14 protein-coding genes are annotated in these 23,885 nt (G+C 56.1%); 10 read left to right on the top strand and 4 right to left on the bottom strand.

Annotated elements, in window-relative coordinates; all coding sequences use genetic code 11:
- Positions 1-77: 77 nt before the first annotated feature.
- The 8 genes from WD071_RS00160 to WD071_RS00125 all read left to right on the top strand — a co-directional run bounded on the left by WD071_RS00160 (position 78) and on the right by WD071_RS00125 (position 14,834).
- Positions 78-3,743 carry a DUF4175 family protein gene (locus tag WD071_RS00160; RefSeq protein WP_368046253.1) on the top strand — a complete coding sequence of 1,222 codons (3,666 nt, stop codon included), beginning with the start codon at positions 78-80 and terminating at the stop codon, positions 3,741-3,743.
- A 19-nt stretch (positions 3,744-3,762) separates the two neighbouring features.
- Positions 3,763-6,066 carry a hypothetical protein gene (locus tag WD071_RS00155; RefSeq protein ID WP_368046252.1) on the top strand — a complete coding sequence of 768 codons (2,304 nt, stop codon included), beginning with the start codon at positions 3,763-3,765 and terminating at the stop codon, positions 6,064-6,066.
- The gene (locus WD071_RS00150; protein WP_368046251.1) at positions 6,063-7,106 is read left to right on the top strand and encodes a hypothetical protein; all 1,044 of its coding nucleotides are present in this window, start codon (positions 6,063-6,065) and stop codon (positions 7,104-7,106) included. The genes WD071_RS00155 and WD071_RS00150 overlap by 4 nt, the downstream gene beginning before the upstream one ends.
- A 100-nt stretch (positions 7,107-7,206) precedes the next feature.
- Entirely contained in the window at positions 7,207-9,831 is a 2,625-nt protein-coding gene (locus WD071_RS00145) for a tetratricopeptide repeat protein (protein WP_368046250.1), read from the top strand.
- Between the two features lie 3 nt (positions 9,832-9,834).
- On the top strand, positions 9,835-10,776 hold the full coding sequence (locus WD071_RS00140; RefSeq protein WP_368046249.1) for a DUF4159 domain-containing protein: 942 nt from the start codon (positions 9,835-9,837) through the stop codon (positions 10,774-10,776).
- A gap of 15 nt (positions 10,777-10,791) precedes the next feature.
- Positions 10,792-11,829 (top strand): AAA family ATPase, encoded by a 1,038-nt coding sequence (locus tag WD071_RS00135; RefSeq protein WP_368046248.1) that lies wholly within the window; start codon positions 10,792-10,794, stop codon positions 11,827-11,829.
- On the top strand, positions 11,826-12,725 hold the full coding sequence (locus tag WD071_RS00130) for a DUF58 domain-containing protein (RefSeq protein WP_368046247.1): 900 nt from the start codon (positions 11,826-11,828) through the stop codon (positions 12,723-12,725). The genes WD071_RS00135 and WD071_RS00130 overlap by 4 nt, the downstream gene beginning before the upstream one ends.
- Complete coding sequence (locus WD071_RS00125) at positions 12,726-14,834, top strand: BatA domain-containing protein (protein WP_368046246.1); 2,109 nt, start codon at positions 12,726-12,728, stop codon at positions 14,832-14,834.
- A 297-nt stretch (positions 14,835-15,131) separates the two neighbouring features.
- Here the strand turns inward: WD071_RS00125 and WD071_RS00120 are convergent, their stop codons facing one another.
- Together WD071_RS00120 and WD071_RS00115 are read right to left on the bottom strand one after the other, a co-directional pair.
- Positions 15,132-18,311 carry an efflux RND transporter permease subunit gene (locus WD071_RS00120; RefSeq protein ID WP_368046245.1) on the bottom strand — a complete coding sequence of 1,060 codons (3,180 nt, stop codon included), beginning with the start codon at positions 18,309-18,311 and terminating at the stop codon, positions 15,132-15,134.
- On the bottom strand, positions 18,308-19,432 hold the full coding sequence (locus tag WD071_RS00115) for an efflux RND transporter periplasmic adaptor subunit (protein ID WP_368046244.1): 1,125 nt from the start codon (positions 19,430-19,432) through the stop codon (positions 18,308-18,310). Before WD071_RS00115 ends, WD071_RS00120 begins: the two co-directional genes overlap by 4 nt.
- Positions 19,433-19,743: 311 nt before the next feature.
- Here WD071_RS00115 and WD071_RS00110 point away from each other — a divergent pair, with 311 nt between their 5' ends.
- Positions 19,744-20,145 (top strand): DUF4345 family protein, encoded by a 402-nt coding sequence (locus WD071_RS00110; protein WP_368046243.1) that lies wholly within the window; start codon positions 19,744-19,746, stop codon positions 20,143-20,145.
- A 6-nt stretch (positions 20,146-20,151) separates the two neighbouring features.
- On the opposite strand, the gene WD071_RS00105 is transcribed toward WD071_RS00110, so the two are convergent.
- Together WD071_RS00105 and WD071_RS00100 are read right to left on the bottom strand one after the other, a co-directional pair.
- Positions 20,152-20,688, bottom strand: a complete 537-nt coding sequence (locus WD071_RS00105) for a response regulator transcription factor (protein WP_368046242.1) — start codon at positions 20,686-20,688, stop codon at positions 20,152-20,154.
- A gap of 1 nt (position 20,689) precedes the next feature.
- Positions 20,690-22,003 (bottom strand): ATP-binding protein, encoded by a 1,314-nt coding sequence (locus tag WD071_RS00100; protein ID WP_368046241.1) that lies wholly within the window; start codon positions 22,001-22,003, stop codon positions 20,690-20,692.
- A 29-nt stretch (positions 22,004-22,032) separates the two neighbouring features.
- Here WD071_RS00100 and WD071_RS00095 point away from each other — a divergent pair, with 29 nt between their 5' ends.
- The gene (locus tag WD071_RS00095) at positions 22,033-23,877 is read left to right on the top strand and encodes a GNAT family N-acetyltransferase (RefSeq protein WP_368046240.1); all 1,845 of its coding nucleotides are present in this window, start codon (positions 22,033-22,035) and stop codon (positions 23,875-23,877) included.
- Positions 23,878-23,885 lie beyond the last annotated feature (8 nt).

Here is a 23,885-nt window from a genome sequence, read left to right as displayed (position 1 = left end):
CAACAGCCAGGGAATGCTCACGGAAAGAGCGACTGCATGCGCTATCGTTGACTCAAACACGAACAGCAGAGCCGCCTATGTCGTTGTCCAAACTGGAAAAAACTACCATCGGAAAGCTTCGGGCGACCTTGTCTGCAGTGCGTCGCAGACGTCGAATGCTCAGCATGCTGCATCAAACCAGTCTGATGCTCACTGGCTTGGCAGTGATGGTGTTGACACTCAGTATTGTAAGCCTGTGGCTGCCTCCCTCCCTGATTTTGCAAACCCTGCTTTTTATCTTCTTTGGCATAATGGTTGCGGTCCTGCTCTGGCGCTATGTGGCGGCCTTGCGGCGACTACGTGCTGATGATCAGCAACTGGCGCGATTTGTTGAATCACGTATGCCGGACCTGGAACAGCGCCTGCTGACATCGCTGGAGTTTTCCAGTGATGAAAAGTCGGCGGCAGAGGCGGGCGTGTCGGCCCAGTTTGTCCGGCAGTTGTGGGCGGACGCGGATGTACACCTGGAAGCCCAGCAAAAGGAGCTGGCGCAGGTGTCCGATGCCCGAATGCCGTTGTTGTCCTTTGTTACCGCGGGTGCGGTGGCGCTGGTGACCGTGATTGCTTTTATCAGTTCAGATGCCCTGTTACGTGCCGGTGGTCAACTGTTATGGCCGTTCAGCGCGGATGAGTCGATCGTGTTCCAGCAGCCTGCCGAAGACGATGCTCAGCCGCCGGCACCCATGAATATCGTGGTAGAGCCGGGGGATATCCGCATGCAGCGCGGACGCGCGGCAACCATTGTCGTGCGCATCGAGAACGCGGCGCCTGAAGATGTGAATCTGCGCCTGCAGACTGATCAGTTGAACTGGTACGACGTATCCATGCGTGCCGATGGCGCCGGCAGTGACGGCGCTGCATTCAGCTACTACATGCCGTCCGTTGACGAAGATACCGAGTACTACGTCAGTGTCGAACATGATGGCGAACAGCGCAGTCGGCAATACCGTATCAGTCTGTATGACCTGCCACGAGCGGAACAGATCGATGTAGCTTACAGTTTTCCCGCTTACACCAGCATCGAAGATTACGCGGAAGAAGATGCAGGTGACATGGTGGTGCCGGAAGGCACACAGGTGACCATGAACCTGGCTTTTAATAAAGCCGTACAGCAGGCAAAAATTGTGTTCGACGATGACACCGAACAGTCAGTCACCGTTGATGGCAGCAGCGGTACGGCCAGTTTTACGGTGGCAGCGGATACCACATACAGGATCATGGCCACGGATTTTGACAACCTTGAAACTGAAGACCCTGATGTGTTTTATATCCGGGCCATTGCGGACCAGCCACCCGAACTTGCGTTGCACAGTCCCGGCCGCGACCAGGATGTGATGCCGCTGGAAGAAGTGGTGCTGGAGGTGGAAGCCAACGATGACTATGGCTTGAGTGAATTTACCCTGCACTACAGTGTGGTGGGCAGCGACGAAGTAGCAGTTGATTTTCTGCCTGAGGAACAGACGCGTCGCATTGATGGCAATCAGATGATCTTCATGGAAGATCTGACGGTGCAGCCCGGTGATTTTGTCAGCTACTATCTGACATTGGCTGATAACAATGGCCTTAACGGACCGCAGGAAGTGGTCTCTGATATTTATTTTCTGCAGGTGGTGCCAACCGACCAGGAGTTCCGCCGTGCCAGTGGTGGTGGCCAGCAGGGCGGCGGTGGTGGCGGTGGCGGCGATAGCAGCGCACTGGTGACGCTGCAAAAAGACATTATATCTGCGACCTGGCGCCTGCGTCAGCGACAGATGGAGCTTGAGCCACAACAATTCTCCGACGATGTGTCCGTTGTTGCCGAGTCGCAGCGTGACGCCGTGGAGCGTGCCGGGATGTCCATTGAGCGCCTGTCCGAACGCATTGATTTTGCCGATGACACTTACGCCAATGCCGTCACCTTTTTGCGAAGTGCCATTGAACAGATGGAGCTGGCAGCGCTGGAGCTGGACGAAGAAGCATTGACCAGTGCCATGGTCCCGGAGCAGCAGGCCTTGCAGTTTGTGCTGCGCGCCGAAGCGGAAATCAATCGCACTGATGTTAACTTCCAGCGTACCGCAGGTGGCGGCGGGGGTGGTGGTGCCCAGCAGGAGCGTGAGGATTTGCAGGAACTGTTCGACATGGAGATGGGGCAGAACGAAAACCGGTATGAAACACCCCGCCAGGCCAGTCGTGGTCAGAACAACAGCGAAGAAGCCAGTCGTCTGGAAGAGCTTGCCCGGCGTCAGGAAAGCCTGACCCGCGCACAGCGCAACCTGTCCCGTCGCATGGACGACATGAGCGAGGAGCAGCGGCGCCGGGAACTGGAGCGATTGCGTCGGGAGCAGGAGCAACTGAGCAACGAACTGGCACAGCTTGACCGGCAGATGTCGCGCGGACAACAGCAGGGCCAACAGAGTCAACAGCCCGGCCGGCAACAAAACCAGCAGGGTCAAGGTCAAGGTGAGAGTCAGATGCAGCGTGCCCTGCAACAGATGCAGGAAGCGGCGCAGGCAGATACGCCGGCGCAGGCAGCAGCGCGCAGTCAGCGGGCACTGGAAAGTCTGCGCGAGCAACAACGACAGATGGAGCAGCAACCGGGGAATTCAGCCAATCAGCTGGCGCAGAATCTGTCTGAGCGTGGTCAGCAGTTGATTGAGCAGCAGCGCCAGTTGCAGCAGGCGTTGTCGCAGTTGGGCCGTGAACAGGGCGTGGGGCAATCACGTGATGCGGTTGCCGGCAATGAAGAGGTCCAGTCCCTGCTTAACCAGCAGCAACAGAACCGACAGGCGCTGGAGGAACTGGAGCGCATGTTGCGCGCGGTGATTGCCCGTGCCGGCAACGATGAACAGCAATTACTGTCGCAGGCACAACAGGCCAGCCGCGCCATACGTCCGCTGCGTGAGCAGATGGATACCAGTAACCGGGTGTTGAGTAATGGCATGGTGAATCTGGCAGTCGATATCGAACGCGAGATTGCCGACGCACTGGGTGATTTCGGGCGGAATCTGCAAGCCTTGAATCCGGGGAATGAGTCAGACGCTGAGGCCGGTGATGAGGCCGTGATGCAGGCGGCTGCAGATGCAAGCGCGCTGCGTGAACAGCTTGAGTCGCTGCAGCAGGAGATTGATGCGCGGGCATCAGGCCAGCAGGGTGATGAGTCGATTGCACAGTTGCGTGAACGGCTGGCGCGCTCACAAGCACTGGCGCAACAATTGACGCAACAACTTGATAACGCCCGGCAGGGTGATCAGTCAGCGCAGCAGCGCGGCCAACAGGCGGGTCAGCAGCCCGGCGAACAGCCCGGACAGCCAGGGCAACAATCTGGCCAGCAGGGACAACAGCCTGGCCAGCAGGGTCAACAACCTGGTCAGCGCGGGCAGCGTGCCGGTGCGGGAGGGCAGCTGATCGCTGATGGGAACAACGGTCTCGGCTCGATTCCGGAGCCAGGTGAGGCGGCATTGTGGGGCAATGCCCGCTCAATCAGTTCCGAGATTACCCGGCAGTCGCTGGAAGCATTCATGAGTCAGCCAGAGTTGTTGCGAGGTCTGTTGCAGCCATTGTTGGAGCTGGAGAGCGATCTTCGTGCACGTGCTGAACTGGCACAGATTACCCGTCGTCTTTACGCCGTGTCCGAGGAAGATATTCCGGATCAGTACCGACGTCTGGTTGAGGCGTATTACCGGGCATTGTCAGAGAACAGGAGCGCAGTTGAAGCAGTTGAATAACTGATTCAGCACCATAAACATGAGTTTTTTTCTTGATGCCAATGCCATTGATGCTATTCAAAACGGACAATTTTCGTTTGCTTATGCGCCGCACCCTTTGGTGGCGGGGCTGCTGTTTCTGGCACTGCCGGTGCTGGTCTGGCTGTTGTATCGCAACACCACCCGGCCACTGACGCCGCGCTGGAAGGCTCTGCTTGTTACGCTGCGGTCCCTGATCGCCATGGTGCTGCTGTTCATGTTGCTGAGACCGGTTATTACCACCTGGCAGGTTAATCCGCAGGAAACTTACCTGGCAGTCCTGGTGGATGATTCCGAGAGCATGCAGATTTCTGATCTGGCTGGTGATCAGCGCCGTCTGGACGCTATTGCCGATGAACTGTATGGCAACAATGGAATACTGGCACCACTGGCAGAGCGTTATCAGCTGCGAACCTTCGCCTTTAACAAGCAGTTGCGTCGTATCACGGGTGCAGAGGACCTGATGGCACAAGGCAATGCCACCCGACTCGATCAGGCGTTACAGCAGCTTGGTGAACAGCTGGGCGGGTTTCCGCTCAGTGCGGTGGTACTGATCAGCGATGGAGCCGACAATGCGGAGGCGGATCCCCTGGCCAGCGCGCGTACTTTTGGCGCTGACCAGATCCCGATATTTACTGTTGGTGTCGGGCAGGAACAGATTCCGCGGGATATTGGCATCACGGATGTCAGCGCTGCCAGCACTATTCTGGATAACACCGTATTCGATGTTCAGGTCAACCTGGCCCAGCAGGGCTTTGCCGGTCGTTCAGTGCGGCTGCGGGTGATGGACGGAGAAACTGAAGTGGCTTCCCGGACCGTTCTGCTCGGGCCGGACGGCAGCAGTCGCCGCTTTGAACTTGAAGTGTCTCCGGAACGACGCGAACCCATTCTTTATGAGCTGCAGGTGGATGAGCTGGATGAAGAGATTATTCTGCAAAATAACCGTTATCAGTTCCTGGTCGACAACAGCGAGCGTCCGCCGCTGAATATCCTGTATGTTGACGGACATCCACGCAACGAATTCAAATTCATTCGACGTGCCGCTGAAGGCGACGAAAGCTTGCGCCTGGCATCGTATCTGCAAACCGGCCCCGGCCGTTTTTACCGCCAGGGTGTCAATAGCCCGACAGAGCTGAGCGATGGTTTCCCTGACACAGCCGAAGACCTGTACCAGTATCAGGCAGTCATTATGGGTGACATCAGCCGTGATTTTTTCAATGGCGGGCAATTGACCCTGTTGCAGGACTTTGTTGCCGAGCGCGGCGGCGGTCTGCTGATCGCGGGCATGCTGGACGATGCTTTCACTGAAACGGTTCTCGGCGATATCCTGCCAGTGACGCCTGTGCGCAGTGAGGTGTTGCCGACATTTCTGCAAGGTGGCATCCGTCGCGGCAGTCACGCGACCGGAGAGTTGTACAGCCCTCGCCTGACGTCTGCGGGCGAGTTTTCACCGATGCTGCGTCTGGACAGTGATGACGCCGTTAATCGCCGGATGTGGGGTGAAATGCCCGCTTTACAGGGCGTATATATTACCGGTCGGCCCAAGCCCGGGGCCAGTGTGCTAATGGAACATCCTGTGTTGCAGTACCAGAACCAGGCGGTCCCGGTACTGGCGACGCAGCGCTACGGCAGTGGGCGCAGTATGGCGCTTACAACAGCAAGCACCTGGCGCTGGCAGATGTTGATGCCCTCTGACGATGACTCGCACCAACGCATCTGGCGTCAAAGTCTGCGCTGGCTTGCGCAAGGTGCGCTGGAGCGGGTCACCATAAATTTTGATAGACCGTTCTATAATCAAGGTGATGAAGTGAATGTCAGTGCGACCGTGCTGGATGCCGAATATGAACCCGACAACAACGCATCACTGTATCTGCAACGCACGGACCCTCTGGGTGAGGTCAATGATGTTGCCATGGACTGGGACATCGATGAGGACGGTGTTTACCGCAGCCGGTTCACGGCTGATGCGGAAGGTATCTACAGAGTGCTGGTGGATGTCGCCAGCGCGGCCGGCACAGGCATGGAAACCGGCAAACAGGCTGCATTTGTGGTAACGCCTTCATTGCGTGAATTCAACAACGCCGGGCTGGACAGCGGCATGCTTGGCCGAATCGCCGAGGCCAGTGGCGGTCGTTATTATGCCCTGCCGCAAATACGGCAGCTGGTGGACGATATAGAGCATGTGCCCGGTGCCTATTCCCAGGAAGTTCAGGAGGATCTTTGGGATAAACCTTTCCTGCTGATGTTGTTGATCGCCTTGATGAGTCTGGACTGGATGGCGCGCCGCTACCGGGGGTTGTCATGATCGCTCGCATGCCTGGCCTGGTGCCCTTGTTGTGGCTGTTTACGCAGAGTCTGGCGCTGCAGGTTCATGCTCAATCGTCAGACAATGAAGGCATGCCCTGGTTTCAACAAAATGCTGACAGTGAAAAATACGCGGTTATTTTGACCGGTGCTGCGGCTTCCGATGAAATAGCTGGGCGTTTTCAGCGCTGGACCACTGAATTACATCACACGCTGCGCGATGACTATGGTTATGACAGCGACAACATTCGCGTGCTGCATGATGACGGCCAGGGCATTGATGGTTTAACGCTTGCTGGCAGTTCCCGTGTTGACGATATCGCCGATGCGCTGGCTCGCCTGCAGGGCGAGATTTCATCAGGTGATCAGTTGTCATTGTTCATGATTGGTCACGGCTCCGGCCGTTTTGGTGATGCCAAGTTCAACAATGTGGGGCCGGACATGACGGGGACAGATCTGGCCGCGATGCTGGAAGGGTTCACCGAGCAGGACCTCGTTGTTGTCAATACCACCAGCGCCAGTTTTGAGTTCTCGCGTGAACTGTCTGCCATGGGACGCGTAGTGGTGTCGGCGACCCGGTCTCCTTCCGAACGTTACGACCCGATGTTTGCCGGCTATTTTATCGAAGGCTTGAAAGGTCAGACGGCAGACCTTGATCGTAACGACCGGGTCTCTGTACTTGAGTTATTCAACTACGCCGCCGGTCGCGTTGCCGGTTGGTACGACGAACAGGGACGCCTGGCAACAGAGAATGCTGTGCTTGATGATACCGGCGACGGCCTGTTCTCGCGTGAACCCGGGTTGAACGCGGAAGACGGACTGCTTGCAGAAATTGCCTATCTGGATGTCATTGTGCCGGAGCAGGCGAAAACGTCGCCGCAGGCACGCGAGCTGCTTGCAGACATGCAGTCGATAGAGCGCGAGATATTCATCTTGCGCAATCAGAAACAGAATTACCTGGAGGACGATTATTGGCGCCGGCTGGAAGCCCTGTTGATTGATCTGGCAACCCGGACGAGGACATACAATGCATTACCCTGAACAGAAATTTCCGACTCTGATGTCGACAATATCGCTTTTGGTAGTGCTGGCAGTACCAGTTGCCAGTTTCACAAGCTCGCCTGCATGGGCCCAGGAACCTGTGACGGAATTTGATACCTCGGCACAGGCGTCGCTGGATCGTGGCAACGAACTCCTGCTGCGCGGATCCTACCTGGCAGCGATAGAAGTGTTCAGCAGAATCAGTGACGATTTCTATCAGGCCCAGGCTGCCCTGGGGCTGAGCCAGGCCCATATGGAAACCGGCCAATACGGGCAGGCCGAGGCTGTTCTGCTGCGTGCCATCGATGACCCGGCTGACAGCCCGGCGCTGGCGACCCGTCTGGCGGAGCTGTACATGAAGACAGGTCGATCGCAACAGGCCATGTTGATGTTGGCAGAGGTGATAGACGGGCAATTGAATCCACCGGTACGTACATTGGTGCAGTACGGTCTGGTGCTCGCCCTGCGTGGTGATCGCAGCGCCGCTGATACGCAGTTCAATGCTGCCCTGGAGCGCTATGACGGTGGCCTGGTATTCGAGTCTGCCGACGTAGCCATGGTGGCCGTGGCTGCCCGTGAGCTGAATGAGTTTCATGATGCCAACGCGCTGTTCAGTGAGGCGATCCGGCTTGATGGGAACAACCTGGAAGCTCTGGTGTTGTGGGGTGATCTGTTCCAGGAAAAATTTAATGATGGAGATGCCCAGACCAATTACAACGAAGCACTGGAAATCAATCGACGTTACGCCCCGGCACTGGTCGGGCTGGCCAGGGTTGAAAGCCCTGAGCGCAACCTGAGCCGAGCGCTGGATGCCAATTCGCGCAATGTGGCAGCACTGCAAACCTTTGGTGAGCTGATGCTTCGTAATGGCCGTGAAGAAGAAGGTCTTGGCTTCCTTGAGCAGGCGCTGGACATCAACCCGGAATCTGTTTCTGCGCTGGCAACGCTGGCAGCGCGTGCTGCCATGAATGATGACATGGCGGAATTCGACCGATTACTGCAACAGGTCAACGCCTTCAGTCCGGAAAGTGCAGGGTTTTACGCATCGGTGGGCGAATTTCTCGGTAACAACTACCGCTTTACGGAAGCGGTGGAATACGCACGCCGGGCCATCGATCGTGATCCCCGCAACTGGCATGCGCACACCGTGCTGGGTGGCAATCTGGTCCGGCTGGGTGAGGAGGATGAGGGCAAAATCCATTTGGAGCAGGCGTTTGATAATGATCCGTTTAATGTGCTCACCTCGAACATGCTGCAGGTGTTTGATGTGCTTGAAGAGTACGCAACACTGGAAACCGAGCATTTTCGCGTCAATATGAGTCAGCGTGATGCGCAGGTACTGTGGCCATACATGGCGCCATTGCTGGAAAGCAGCTGGGACCGGTTGGTGGATAAATACGGATTCGAACCCGAAGTGCCGGTGGTCATTCAGGTTTTCGAGCGCAGCGAAGATTTTGCCGTGCGTTCGGTGGGTCTGCCCGATATCGGTCCGCTGGTAGGGATCTGTTTCGGCAAGGTAGTGACCCTGATATCACCGGATACGCTCAGCGCCAACTGGCAGGAAATCGTCTGGCATGAACTGGTCCATGTATTCACATTGCAGATGACACATAACCGAATGCCGCGCTGGTTGTCCGAGGGCATCTCCACCTGGGAGGAGCGTCAGGGCCGACCGGAGTGGGGGCGCAGGCAAGGGCTGGATCTGATTCGCGCGGTGCAGCAGGATCAGCTTCTGCCAGTGGGCAATCTCAATAACGGTTTCACGGGTGCCAACAGTGACGCCGATTTGAGTTTTGCCTATTTCCAGTCCTATCTGGTGGTGGAATACATCGCCGAGCAATACGGGTTTGATGATCTGCTGGCACTGATTCACGAATATGCCGAGATCCGTGAAGAGAGTGAAATGTTCCATAACGTCTTTGGCATTGACATGGAGACCTTTGATGCCGGATTCCGTGACTGGATAGATCAGCGCGTGGCCGACATCAATGTGTATGTCCATGCCGAGGACAGTCCGGATGAAGGTGACGGACACGGGCACGGTGTACGCGAAAACAGCAGCGCGATACTGGCTGAGTTATATAACAGTGAGTCTCTTAAACAGTACATGCGTGGGCGCGTGCAACGTGAACCACGTGATTTTCAGGCACACTTGCAATTGGGTATCGTGCTGTTCCGTGAGGAAGCGTTTGACGAAGCGATCACACATTTGCGCACAGCGCATGAGTTGCTGCCGGATTACACCGGTTATCCGAGTCCTGCACTGGTGCTGGCTCAGGTTTACGAGGCCATGGGCAACGAGGATGCACAGCGCGAACAGCTGGCGGTCATGCTGGAGAATCAACAGCATGATTTTAATGCACCGATGACCCTGGCCAGGCATGCATTGGACAGTGATGACCTTGAGCAGGCCGCTTATTATATCGATCGCGCACTGGCTGTGAATCCTTACCGGCCGGAAGTGCATCGCGTTGGTGCTGAACTGGCCGCGCGACAGGGAGATACTGCGCGAACTGTGCAGGAGTTTGAAGTGTTGTTAACGCTGGATCAGAATGACCCGGTGGCGGCGCGAACCGACCTGGCGCAGGCATACCTGGCAAACCGGCAGCCCGATGATGCCCGCATGACCGTGTTGCGCGCGCTGGAAACAGCACCCACCTACGAACGTGCGCAGCAGATACTGTTGCATGCAGTTGACCAGGTCGGCAATCAGGAGGACAACTGAATTGTGAGCCTTTCGCGACTGTACAGATCTCTGTGGATACCAACGACGTTGGTTTCCCTGGCGTTTGGGTCAGCGTCAGTGATGGCGCAGGACTCATCACAGGCCCCGGCAGAGGAGTTGTCGCAGCAATCGTCTCAGCCGGGCGTTGTGCTGCCACCGGATTTTGACTTCAGTCGTTTCCGACGCGAGAACATGGATTTTCCGGATCTGGAGCAGACAGCAGGTCGACAAAGCACAGCGGGCGCCGGTACACCGGAATTTACCTGGTTGCGCGGGCGATATGAAAATTACCCTGGCGGTCGTGGGCGTCGTGGAGGCTGGTGGGACACTGATTATCCTGACGCCGAGCAGAACTTTATGCGCGGCGTACAGCGCTACACGTTTATCGATGCCGAGACTTACAATGCACGCTGGATAGACCTGACGGACCCGGAACTGTTTGAACATATATTCCTGTATATGACCATGAAGCGAGTGCCCATTGGTGGCATGAGCAGTGGACCGAATTTTTCGCCCGATGAGGTGGATGCTTTGCGCGAATTTGCCCTGCGCGGTGGTTTTGTCATGCTGGACGACTTCTGGGGTGAGGCGCATTATCAGGATTTCCTGATCGAGATTGCCAAGATATTTCCGGATCGCGAACTGGTCAGGCTGGAACTGGATCATGAAATATTTGGCATCTTTTACGATATTGAGCAGGTCGCACAGGTGCCGGGTCGCGCCGTGACCTGGGACTATGGCAGCGTGACGCTGGATGATCCGCGGTATCCGCCGTCGGTGCATGCCATCCTTGACGATGACGGACGGGTGATGGTGGTAGCCAATTTCAACTCGGATATGGGTGATGGCTGGGAGCACACCTTCCATGAATACTATCCCACCAGTATGAGCAATGAGGCTTACCGGCTGGGCATCAACTATCTGATCTATGCATACACACACTAAACACAGGATTTAGTCATGACCGATACCGATATCATAAACGAGCATCCGACCGCTGGCCTGGAAGATCAGGATGATCTGGCGCTGGTGCAAAAAATGCAGCAGGGTCGTGACCAGATGGTTCACGAGATTCGCAAGGTCATTGTGGGTCAGGATGCGGTCATTGAAGAACTGCTGATTGCGTTGTTTGCCGGTGGTCACTGCCTGGTAACCGGGGTGCCGGGCCTGGCGAAAACGCTGTTGATCAAAACCGTTGCCGATATTCTGCAACTGAATTTCAGCCGTATCCAGTTTACCCCTGATCTGATGCCCGCTGATGTGGTGGGGGCGGAGATTGTGGAAGAGAACGACGGACGCCGTAAACTGGTCTTTGTCAAAGGCCCGATCTTCACCAATATCCTGCTGGCGGACGAAATCAACCGCACCCCGCCCAAGACCCAGTCGTCGTTACTGGAAGCGATGGAAGAGCGCCAGGTTACCGCAGCGGGTGTCACACACAAAATGGCCGAGCCGTTCTTTGTGCTGGCGACGCAAAACCCGATTGAACTTGAAGGCACTTACCCATTACCAGAGGCGCAGCTTGACCGTTTCATGTTCAAGATTGAACTGGGCTATCTGACCGAGGACGAAGAAGTGATGGTGGTCAGCAATACCACCCGAAATTTTGATCGCTCCGTGTCTCACCCCCTGAGTGGTGAAGACATTCTTGCCTTCCAGCGTATCGCACGTCAGGTACCGGCAGCGCAGTCAGTCATTCAGTATGCTGTGCGTCTGGTGCATGCCACCCGCCCGCAGAATGAAAATTCACCGGCCTTTGTCAAGGACTGGGTTACCTGGGGTGCCGGCATTCGTGCATCCCAGAACCTGGTGCTGGCCGGCAAGGTGCGGGCTTTGTTGCATGGTCGTTACAATGTGTCGTTCAACGATATCCGGATGCTTGCGCCGTCGGTGCTGCGTCATCGACTGCAGCTCAACTTCCACGCCGAAGCTGAACGTATCAGCGCCGATGAGTTGATCCGCCGGGTCATTGACGCAGTCAGGGAACCAGGTCTGTGACAACCCAGAGCAATACCTTTATTGATCCCACTGTGCTTGCCACACTCGACAACCTCGAGATGCGCGCGCGCGTAGTGGTTGAAGGTTTTATTGCCGGTTTGCACAAAAGCCCCAAACGCGGCTTCAGTGTCGAGTTCACCGATTACCGCCACTACTATCAGGGTGATGATATGCGGCATGTGGATTGGAAGCTCTACGGCCGCAGCGACAAGCTTTACATCAAACAGTATGAGGATGAAACCAACGTTCGGGCCTATATTCTGCTTGATAGCAGCGCGTCGATGTCCTACGCCTCCGATGGCATGATGAGCAAACTGGAGTACGGGCGTACCCTGGCCTCGGCGCTGGCCTATTTCATCATGCGTCAGCGCGATGCTGTGGGCCTGATCACCTTTGATGACAAGATACGTGACTACATTCCGGCCCAGGCCCGTCAGCTGCACCTGATCCGGATTCTGCGCAGCCTGCACGATCTGACTGCCGGCACAAAAACCGATACCGTCCGTCCGCTCACCGAGCTGGCCATGACTCTGAAGCGTAAAAGCCTGGTGATCTTGATCAGCGATATGCTGGAAGACGAGCAGAGCACCATTCGCACCTTGCAGCAGCTGCGCGCGATGGGCAATGAAGTGATCGTGTTTCATGTGCTGGATGAGCAGGAGCTGCACTTCAATTTTAATGAGTCGTCTGAATTTGTCGACATGGAAACGGCCGAATCACATATCACCTCGCCGGCGGCCATCCGCAACGCCTATCTGCAAAACCTGAATATTTACCTGGAAGATTGTCGCAAACGCTGTCAGACCAGCGGCGTTGATTATTGCCTGCTCAATACCTCGCAGCCGCTGGACAAGGCCCTGGCCTCGTATCTGGCGCGACGGACCCGGAGCGCCTGAATGAGTTTTCTGAGCCCCCTGTTTTTGTTTGGACTGCTGGCTGCGGCGATACCCGTTGCCATTCATTTGATCCGGCGGGAGAATCCGCCCAGGATTATGTTCGGGACCTTGCGTTTCCTCAAGCAGACCACCAAAAAGCTGATACTGTTCCAGCAGATTCAGCAGTGGCTGCTGTTATTACTGCGTGCCGCACTTGTCTGCCTGCTGGCGTTTGCTTTTGCCCGGCCCCTGTTCTATGAAGGTTCGGTCGCCCAGTTGCTGGATGCTGAGCCACAGTCAACTGTGCTGCTGATCGACACCTCGCTGAGCATGCAGTATGGCGACCGTTTTGAACAGGCAAAACAACAGGCGCTGCAGGCACTGGATGGATTGTCCGCCGGTGATGAGGCGGGTGTGATAAGTTTTGCCGATGGCACGCTCTCGGTGCGCGAACTGAGCACAGACATTGCAGGTCTGCGTACGTTTGTCAGCAACCTGCCACCGCCGGGCTATGAGCGTGCCCGCTTTTTCCCGGCTTTGCGACTGGCAAATGATATGCTGACCCGGTCGCGCCACGAACAACGCAGTATCGTCATGATGTCTGACTTTCAGGCTACTGGCATGAGTGGTGCGGCTGATGACGGCAATAACGATGCTGCCTGGAAGTTGGCACCGGGTGTCGCATTCACGGGCATTAATGTGGGTGATGAGCGCAGCACTAATCTCAGCCTGGTTGACGTGCGCTCGCCGCAACAACTGATGGCCAGCGCCGTCAACTCCGACGCGGTCAATTCTGACAACAGCCAGGCTGACACAGCGCTGGTGTCTGAACCTGCTGCCGCAGAACAGGTGCTGGCCCGGGTGCGCAGCACCGGCAGTGTCCTGCTGGAAAGGGGGGACATTTCACTGTTGATTAATGGCGAGCGTCAGGAGCAGCAGGGTTTCGAATTTGGCGATCGCTCCGAAGCCGTATTGGATCTGCCGCTGGCACTGGACGGCAGCGGTGCCTATACCGGCGAGCTGGTCGTTGCCGGTGATGCTTTCGACATAGACAATCGCTGGTACTTTACTCTTGACGTGATGCCGACCATGCGTATCCTCGTTATTAATGGTGACCCGGCGGACGACTGGTACGATGACGAGGCGCACTGGTTTGTGCTGGCACTGGAAGGCATGGAAAATTCACCATTTACCGTCACCCGGGTTACGACGGAGCAATTGGCAACAGTTGAACTTGAGCGGCACGATGCTGTGGTGATGCTCAACGTCGGGTCTCTGGGTGGGTCGTGGTTGCAAAGCCTGGAAACATTTGTCGCTGATGGTGGCAGTCTGCTGTTGGCCCCCGGGGATCTTGTTGATGCCGCCAGCTTCAATCAACAACTGGGCAATCTGACGCCGGCTCGGTTGAGTGAGGCGGAAGTGTTGCCCGCCAGTGATTACCGGCTTATTGCTGATGTTGATCGCCGTCACCCGGCTTTAGATTCGCTGGACGTCGGCTGGAGTGCACGCTTCCAGGGTTATTGGTTGAGTGAACCGGTGCCGGGCAGTTCGGTACTCATGCGTTTCGACTCCGGGGATCCGATGCTGACCGAGCACGCTGTGGGTGAGGGCAGGGCGATGTTGCTGAGCTCAGCACTGGATCTGGGCTGGAGCAACTTTCCGCTGCAGGGGCTTTACCTGCCGTTTGTGCATGAAACACTGACCTATATGATACAGCCAGCGCCACAGCAGCGTGCCTGGCAGGTTACTGACATGGTGGATCTGACCCCCGCGTTTGCTGATGGGGCATCGACGCTGGTGCTGACCGAGCCTGACGGCAGCACAATGACGGTGGAGGCAGAGAGTCCGTTTTATCGTGCTCGCATGCCGGGTTTTGTGCGCACTGACAATGGCTTCAATTTTGCTGTCAATATCCAGCCGGAGGCGGCTTCGCTGGCGCAGGTGGATGTGACGGTGCTGCACGACCGGATTCTGAATCCGGATACCACACCCGCTGTTGCCGCAGGGGTCCGCAGTGCGCAGCTGATAGCCGAGCTGGAACAGCCACAGCGTATCTGGTGGTGGATATTGCTGACCGTACTGGTGTTGTTTTTGCTGGAAGCGTGGATTGCCAATCGAACCTATCGTTGACGCACTGGGTTCGTGAATTCGGTGGGGTTCAAAGCGGGCAACGAAAAATTATCCCGTGTCAGATAGGGGGGAACAGAGAATGATGTTCCGCCGCCCGCCTTGAGGGTTCATGAGTTGGCCGCCAGATGTCCGTCAACGGGCGGATTCACAAACTGATATCGATACTACCACAGGCACTTTTAGTAAAAAGTGTCAGCAACAAATTGTTGCAAAGCGTTTGTATTGCTGTCACGAAGCATTACAAATACAGCAATATACCGAACAAGTGTTCCATTTTTTGTCGATCTGACGGTTTCTTCAAACCTCGGCGATGGCGCTTTCCTGCTTTCTGAACATACCTTTGATTCGGCCCAATCGCTGGCGCAGATGATCCGGCAGAGCCAGCATGGCGGGCGTCACGATCAAGGTCAGGATGGTGGCGAAGGACAAGCCGAACACAATCGCATTGGCCAGTTTGACCCATTGGGAAGTAATAGGTCCGCCTATTTCTATCTCCGATCCAATCAGATCGATGGACACATGCATTGCCAATGGCAGCAGCCCGCAACCGGTGGTGAATGTGGTCAGGAATACCGGGCGCAGACGTTGCATACCTGTTTGTACAATGACTTCACGAATATCCCAGTCGCTGTGTTTCGCGCGCAGATAGTTAAACGTATCAATCAGCACAATATTGTTATTCACGATGATGCCGGCGAGCGCGACAATGCCTACACCGGTCAGGATCACGCTGAATGTCTGTCCGGTCGTCAGCAGGCCCAGCAATACGCCCGCCGTTGACAGCAATACCGATGACAAAATCAACAGGGCCTGGTAATAGCTGTTGAATTGTGTGACCAGCAGAATGGCCATCAATGCCAGTGCCAGACCAAAAGCACTGAGCAGGAAGGCAAACGACTCTGCCTGTTCTTCGTTGGCACCACGGAAACGGTATTCGATACCCGGGGCCAATGGATTGGCATCCATCCACTGTTCCACGTCCTGTACGATATTGCTGGTGACGTAACCCTGCGCCGGGTTGGCTCTGACGTACACAACACGATTGCCGTCCACGCGCTGAATTGAACTGACCCCGGGCAGTGCTTCACGCGTGATAAAACTGCTGATGGGGACCAGGCCGTTGGCGGTATTGATACGGATGTTGTCGATCTGTTCGACGCCACGATAGTCCTCAGGGTAACGCACCCGGATCTCGACTTCTTCTTCGCTGTCATCGGGGCGGAAATCGCCCATCATGACACCATTGGTCAGCAGTTGAATCGCAGTGCCTATTTCGGTCATGTTGGCCCCCGACATCGCGGCCCGGGCCCGGTCGACGGTGATCTGCCATTCGATGCCCGGCACCGGTGTGGTGTCATCAATATCAATCAGGCCTTCAACATTGCTCTCCAGGTGCGAGCGTACCCGCCTGGCTTCGGCAATCAACGTGCGCAAATCCTCGCCGTAGAACTCCATCTGCAGTTCTTTGCCCACCGGCGGCCCTTGTTCGGGAGTCGAGATTTCTGCACGTACGCCAGGAATGTCCTGAATCGCCTGCCGGTAGAGCTCCTCCACTTCAAAACCATTAACGTCACGGTCGCGTCTGTCGGTAAATTCAAGGAATATGGTGCCGACCAGGTCCGGTGCTGCGCCCATGCCGCCGCCCATGCTGCGGCCGGAGCCGGATTGGGTGACGATGCTCTGATAGTAGCCGACCTCTTCGATCCGGGACTCAACGTTGAGCACGATATCGCGGATTTCTTCGGGTGAGTAGTTGCCTCGGGCAAATATCTGCACCTGGGTTTGTGCGGGTTCCACGCTGGTAAAAAACTCGACACCACGACCGTAGGTCAGGTAAGCCCAGATGATGGTAATCAAGGTAATCAGACTTCCGAGGGCAACAAGTCCGGGGAATCGGACCGCTACACGCAGAATGCGTGCGTAGGCACCCACGATGCCACCGATGTCGTCGGGGCTGCTGTCTTCCAGTTTGCCGATCTGATTGCCGGGGCCAACCGACATGACCCCGGTTTTGCCGCCGATCAGGGAACCGATTGTGGGGGCAAACACCAGAGCGTAAAGCAGGGATCCAATCAATACCGCAAAGACCGTCACCGGCAGGTAACCCATGAACTCGCCGGCCACACCGGGCCAGAACATCATGGGCAGGAACGCCGCCAGCGTAGTACCTGTCGACGCCAGAATGGGCCAGAACATGCGGCTGGTCGCTTCCTGGAATGCATCTTTGCGGTTGTAACCTTCTGCCAGCTTCCGGTCAGCGTATTCCACCATGACAATGGCGCCGTCGATCAGCATACCCAGGCCCAGCAACAGCCCAAAGATCACCATGAAGTTGTAGGTGAAGCCCAGCATGGAAATGATGATAAAGGCAAAGAAGAAGGAAAACGGTACCGCCAGCGCCACCAGAATACCCGAGCGCACACCCACTGCAGCGATGACTACCACCAGCACCAGCACCATGGCGGTCGCCATATTACCCTGCAGGCCCGAGTTCTGTTCGATGACCAGTGGAATGGTGTTGTTCAGGTAAGTGATCTCGACAGCCGGCGGCAGGCGGGTGCGCATGTCCTGCACAATGACGTCGATTTTATCCATCGCCTGAATCAGGTTGGCGCCTTTGCGTTTTTGTACATCAAGTGAAATCGCCCGATCACCATTGGCATAGGCGTAGCGGTCGGCATCCTTGAAGGTCCGGCGTACTTCTGCGACGTCGCTCAGAACCACAACACCGTCGGCATTGGCCGCAATTGGCAATTGGTAGACATCGTCGGCAGTTTCAATAAGACCTGGCACTTTGACTGAAAATGCACCGCTACCGGTATTCAGCGTGCCGGCAGGAATAAGGCGATTGTTGCTGGTAACGGCCTGCACCAGTTGCTGGTTGGTGATGCCGTAGGTTTCCAGTTTGGATGGGTCAACTATTATTTCGAGCAGTTCTTCGCGCGCGCCAATGGTGTCGGCGGTGAGGATCTCCGGCAGATTTTCGATCTGACGCTGCAGGGTCTGGGCGATACGCAGCAGCACACGTTCGGATACGCCTTCGCCACCCAGGGCGATCTGCACCACGGGTACCGTAGCGGCTGAGACTTCCTGAATCAGGGGCTCTTCGGTATCCTGCGGAAAGCGGGCTTTGGCCCGGTCAAGGGCAGAACGGATATCATTCAAGGCCAGATCGGGATCAAAACTGACGTCAAACTCGGTAATGATGGTGGCTGACCCTTCGCTGGAAAACGAGCGCAACTGAGTGATGCCATCAATATTGTTCAGCTCGATCTCGCTGGGTCGCGCCAACAGACGCTCTGCGTCCTCAGGAGAAATACCGGGCAGAATAATGGTGGTGATTATCACCGGCACTGTCACGTCCGGATTGAGTTCCACCGGAATCGAACGATAGGCTGCCAGGCCCGCCAATATGATAACAACAAACACACTGAGCGTTGTCCTGGACCTGGAAACGGCGGCCTTTATATATGTCATAGTTGTGACCAGTCAAAATTGGCGTTTACGATTTGTCCCTCGAATACCAGCTCCTGCCCAACCGTAATCAGGACGACTTCCTCAGGCAGTCCGGTTACCCAGAAACCTGGCTGATCGATGCGCGTACTTTCACCGACGATCTGCACGCGTCGGAATTCAACTTCATTGTCACTGTTCAGCGTCTTTACGCCGAGCAGCCCGGCATCATCCAGAGTGACCGATGATGGTGGCACCAGGTGTGCACGGATCTGCGCAGCATCAAGCAGAATTTCGGTGCTGATGCCCTGACGGATGGGTATCTGTTGTGGCTCAAGCTGCACTTCAATACGGTAACTGCGTGTAATATCGTCTGCAGCTCTGGCCAGATAGGTCAGCTCGCCGTTTACCCGATCGCCGGTGACCATAATGCCGGTCACGCGAGTGCCGATATCCAGCTTGTTGACGTCCTGTTCAGGTACCTGTCCGACCAGCAGCATGGGATTGTCATCAAACAACGACGCACATTGGCCGCCCATGTCCATGTAGTCGCCAACTTCCACCGCCCGTGTTTCCACAATACCGGTAAAGGGAGCACGAATTTTTGTTCGTTCCAGAGCCAGTTCGGCACGACTCACCGCTGCGATGGCAGCATCATAAGTGGTTTTAAGCTGGGCCAGCGCAGAACGCGAAATCAGCTCGCGCTGTTGTAAATCCAGTCCACCTTCGTATTCCAGACGAGACTGTTCCTGTCGGCTCAAAGCTTCCTGAAGATCGGTTTCTCGGGTATCGATTGCGAGCTCGCACAGGACATCGCCTTGCTGGACCCGGGCGCCCCGCGCTGCCGGCGTGGCGACGACACGACCCGAAGTTTCGGCGCGAATATCGACCAGGCGGAACGCCTGGGTCCGGCCCCGCACACTGACAGACTGGGTAAAGGTGTCGACGCGAGAGCGCATGGCACGGACAGTGAAGTCCGCCGCCGAGGAGACGTTGGAGGAGCCATCATCTGCGACGGCGGTGACAGTTCTGTCGATATCCGCGCTGGCATAACGATCGTCGCGATCAGCGTCGCCCCGGGGAATCAACATCCATGCCGCGATCACAATGACCAGGCCTATTGCTACCAAATATTGTTTTTTCACGACAGGCTCCGCTTGCTGCAAACTGCTTTCATGGGCGTGATGCGTAGTGTATCCAGTGTATGTGTCAATGCAATGCACAAGGCCCGCGATCCGGCGTGCTTTTGGGTATACTGGCCGATATTTGTTGTTATACGTGTGCGGCGTGTCCGACGATCACTTGTTGAGCAGAACGTGTTCCAAGTGTATCCCGAATTTTGTGGAGAGCATTGCAGAAAACGTTATACCATGGCGCAGCACAGGCGCTGAGTGCCAAAAGTCATGTTCTGGCCTGGCGCAGCGCAATCAATACTCTACGTACCAAGGAATTGCAGATGAATTTACTGTCTCGCGTGTTTCCCCCGGCTTTGCTGGCGCTTAATGGCCTGATCTATCTGGGCGTTGGCTGGCTGTTTATTTCTGATGTGGCCGGCTGGTTCGAAGTGGTGGGGGTTACCTTGAGATCAGACATGGGATTCACTGAGTTGAGATCAGTATACGGCGGATTCATGCTGGCCTTTGGTGCCTTCCTGCTGGTCTGCGCTCTGCGCAAACCGTATACAGCGGGTGGTATCGTGCTGCTGGTTTTCACCTATGCGGGCCTGGTTGCCGCGCGCAGCTGGGGCGTGCTGGTGGAGCAGGCGTACAATGCTACGGTGCTGCAGATTTATATCAGTGAGTGGCTGGCTCTGGTGCTGAGTATCGCCGCCTGGTTCTGTCTGAAACGAGGCAACTGAATTTGCTCAGCCGGCTACCGGTTTTTTCTGCAGTTTGCGCTGCAGGGTCCGCCGATGCATGTTCAACTGGCGTGCCGTTGCTGAAATATTTCCATCATTTTCTTTGAGCACCTTTTGGATGTGCTCCCATTCCAGGCGCCGCACGGACATCGGCTGCTGAATCGACAGCGCTGTGTGTTCGCTTTGTGAGGTGACTGACAGAGCGGTGAGTATGTCATTGGCATCGGCGGGCTTGGCCAGGTAGTTGTCAGCGCCGAGTTTGATGGCCTCAACAGCAGTGGCGATGCTGGCGTAACCGGTCAGCATCAGCACCGGACTTGTCGGCCGTTTCGCCTTCAACAAGGGGATCAGCTCCAGCGAGGAGTGACCGGACAGGTTCAGGTCTACTATGGCGTAGTCATGATCATGACTGGCGATAGCCAGCCGGGCCGCATCCAGATTACTGGCAAGAATCACGATGAAATCACGGCGCTCCAGTGCCCGGGACATGACCTGGGCGAACACGGCGTCGTCCTCTACCAGCAAAATCAGTTTTTTGTCCATATCAGACGCTCACCGGAAGCCGGATAACAGTGCGGGCACCGGTATCCTTGACGTTGAACATTTCTATGCTGCCACCCTGACGTTGAATAGAGGCGTTGGCCAGAAAAATCCCCAGGCCCATACTGTCGCTGCGGGTCGAAATAAACGGTTCTCCCATGCTTTCCATGACCTCTGGCGGGATCCCTGGCCCATCGTCCTGCACCGACATTAATACCTGCGTTTGATCGGGTGACCCGCAGGCATAATAAACTGAAACCCGGGATCTGGCAGCTTTGAGTGCATTTTCAATGATGTTGATCAACGCATGGCGAATTGTGATGTCGGCCGAAATCAACAGGTCCGCACATGTCTCGTCCATTCTGAACTCGATCCGCGCCGATGGGTGGATATTGGTGATGTAGTCACGTACGGCTTCATCGAAGCTGCGCAAACGAAGTTGCCCCGGTTGACTGTGATCATTCTTGTTGTAAAAACGTGTCAACTGATCCAGGGAGTGCTTGCAGCGCACAACCTGCTCGCGCAGCAGATGAATATCCGCTTTCAGCGCTTGCTGCCGCAATTCATCTTCAGACTGCTCATCCAGATCTGCCAGCAGCACGGCCATGGTTGATAGCGGTGTTCCCAGTGCATGTGCGGTGCCAGCTGCCAGCGTGCCAATCGCCACCAACTGTTCGTTACGCATCTCATTTTCACGGGCTTTGGCAAGTGTCAGTTCACGACTGCGGATGGCCTGAGCCATACGGCTGACAAAGGCGGTAATCAACAGGGCGCTGACCACAAACGTGACCCACATGCCTATCAGGTGCACCTGAAAATCAGGCATCATATGCTCTGCATGCTGATCAGTGGCAATACCTACCAGCAACAGCACCGTGTAAACCACGATGGCCAGCGCTGCAAAAATATTGGCCCAGAACAGGTTCAGCAGGGTTGCACCCACCGCCAGCAACACCAGCAGGTAAGAGATCAGCGGATTGGTGGCACCGCCGGTATAAATCAGCAAAACAGTCAGAAACAGGAAATCCAGTGCCAGGTGTGCGGCCAGTTCCCGTGTATTGATCAACGTTGCCTGGCGCACCCGCCAGACACCGAGCGCCAGCGACGCAGTGATACCGGCCAGTAGCGTTGCAATAGGCAACACCGGCAGATTCAATGGAGAGAAAAAATCGAAGACAATGGCGCCGGGAATACCGGTCATTACCACCAGCGTTCGCAGCACGAGCAACCGTTGCAGGCTTATGCGGGGTGCGCTGCGCAACTCACCGGTAGTGCCGCGCAGCAGGGTGTCGAACCATGTGATGTCAGTTTTACTCATGCCGGGCATTGTACCGTATAATGCCCGGCATGAAGACGAGTCCTCAGTCACTGATTTTTCCGTTGAATGTTTACGCCGAATTGCTGGAGCTGGCGTTTGGCGAGGTAGACTACCTGAGCTATGGCGTGCAGTCCCGGTCTGACGGCTCTGTCCGTGACGGACAGCAGGCGATGGCGGAGCAACTGGCCGCCATGATAAGCGCGCCTCCCGGTGCCTGTGTGCTTGATGTGGGTTGTGGCACAGGCGCCCTGGCGCAGAAGCTGGCGCGGACCGGTTATCAGGTTACCGCCATTGATGTTAACGAGCAGGCGGTGGGCGCCGCACAGCAAAGATTCGCCAATATGGCGCTGTCGCGCGGACCAGAGAGCGATGGAAAAGCCGGTGATACGAACGGCGACGCGAGTGGCGACAGGACCGGCGCGGGTAATATTCCGGTGCTTTTTACCGCAGATCTGCAAACCTTTGCGCCGGATCAGAACTTTGACGTGCTGGTACTGCAAAACAGTGCCCGTTACCTGTCGCCACTGGCTGTGTTTGCACACGCCCGGCGACTGTTGAAACCTGGCGGTCAACTGCTGATACAGGAAGAGTTCACGGGTGATGACACCGAACGGCATCCGGAGCCTTTACCGGTCCTGAAGCATGTGCTGGACATGGCAACAAGAGCCGGGTATGTGCTGACGCAACAGCGGGACCTCAGCCCGGGCGTTGCTGAGTGGATGCAACTTTGTCTGGAACTGTTTGATCAAAACCTCCATGGGCTGGAAGAGCGTACAGGCCTCCCGATACCGCAGTTGCTGGATTTACGCCAGGCGATGGCTGAGGACAGGGATAAATGCCGACGCGGGCGTTATTGCCATGTCTTGCTGGATTTTCACATGGGTGCAGCCGATGTCACTTTGCTGCCGGCAGGTTGTCTGCCTGTCGATCGCTACCGGGCTTTGTTTGAAAACAGCTTCGACACGGATTTCAGTCCTGCGCTTTGGCAGTGGAAATACGGCAATGGGCGTGGCCATTCCGTGGTTGCATGCAAAAACGATATGGCCGTTGCCCACTACGGCGGGATCAGTCGCGACATTCTGTATTTCGGTAAACCTGAGCGGGCATTGCAAATCTGTGATGTGATGGTAATGCCACAGCATCGGGGCTTTTACAGCAGACGCGGATTGTTTTTCTCCACGGCGGCATCCATGCTTGAGCTATATGCAGGCAATGCCGCCGGTCATCAGCTGGGTTTCGGCTTCCCCAATATAAAAGCCATGCACGTCGCCCAGCGCCTGGGCCTGTATGCCAAAACCGATGAATTGTTGGCTTTGTCTTACCTTGCTGACTCTTTTGAGAGTACCTCGTTTGAAAGTACCTCGTTTGAAAGTACCTCGGCCAGTGACACCTGGACGGTGACTGCTTCTGGCCCGGATGCAAGCAGTGCTGCTCTCATTAACGTTGTGTGGCCACGGATGGTGTCGGCGTTCAGTGACGGCATTATCGGATTGCGCGACTGGGCTTACCTGTCATACCGGTATGCGCAGAGGCCCGGCCTTAAGTATGACTTTCTGGCACTTGCCAATGCATCCGGGGATAAAGCGATGGCAGTGATTCGTGATCATGGCGAGTGCAGCCTGATCATGGATATTGTCGCGGCGGATGACGATCTGGCCACGGTATTATGGGCCTTGTGTCGACACGGCCATGACACCGGCAGGCCGATGGTGTTCTGGCTGAGCGCGGGGCAGTTGCAGCGGGTGCAAACAGCGGCATTGCAGACTGAACCCACTGGTATTCATATTCCCTGCAACGCCTGGACAGAGGGGCCGTCAGCTCCAACGCTGCAGGGCAAGTGGTGGCTGACAGCGGGTGATATGGACTTCCTGTAGTTCTGTGC

The organism is Pseudohongiella sp. (assembly GCF_040877505.1).
GTDB lineage: Bacteria > Pseudomonadota > Gammaproteobacteria > Pseudomonadales > Pseudohongiellaceae > Pseudohongiella.
This window is presented reverse-complemented; position numbering and strand designations above follow the sequence as displayed.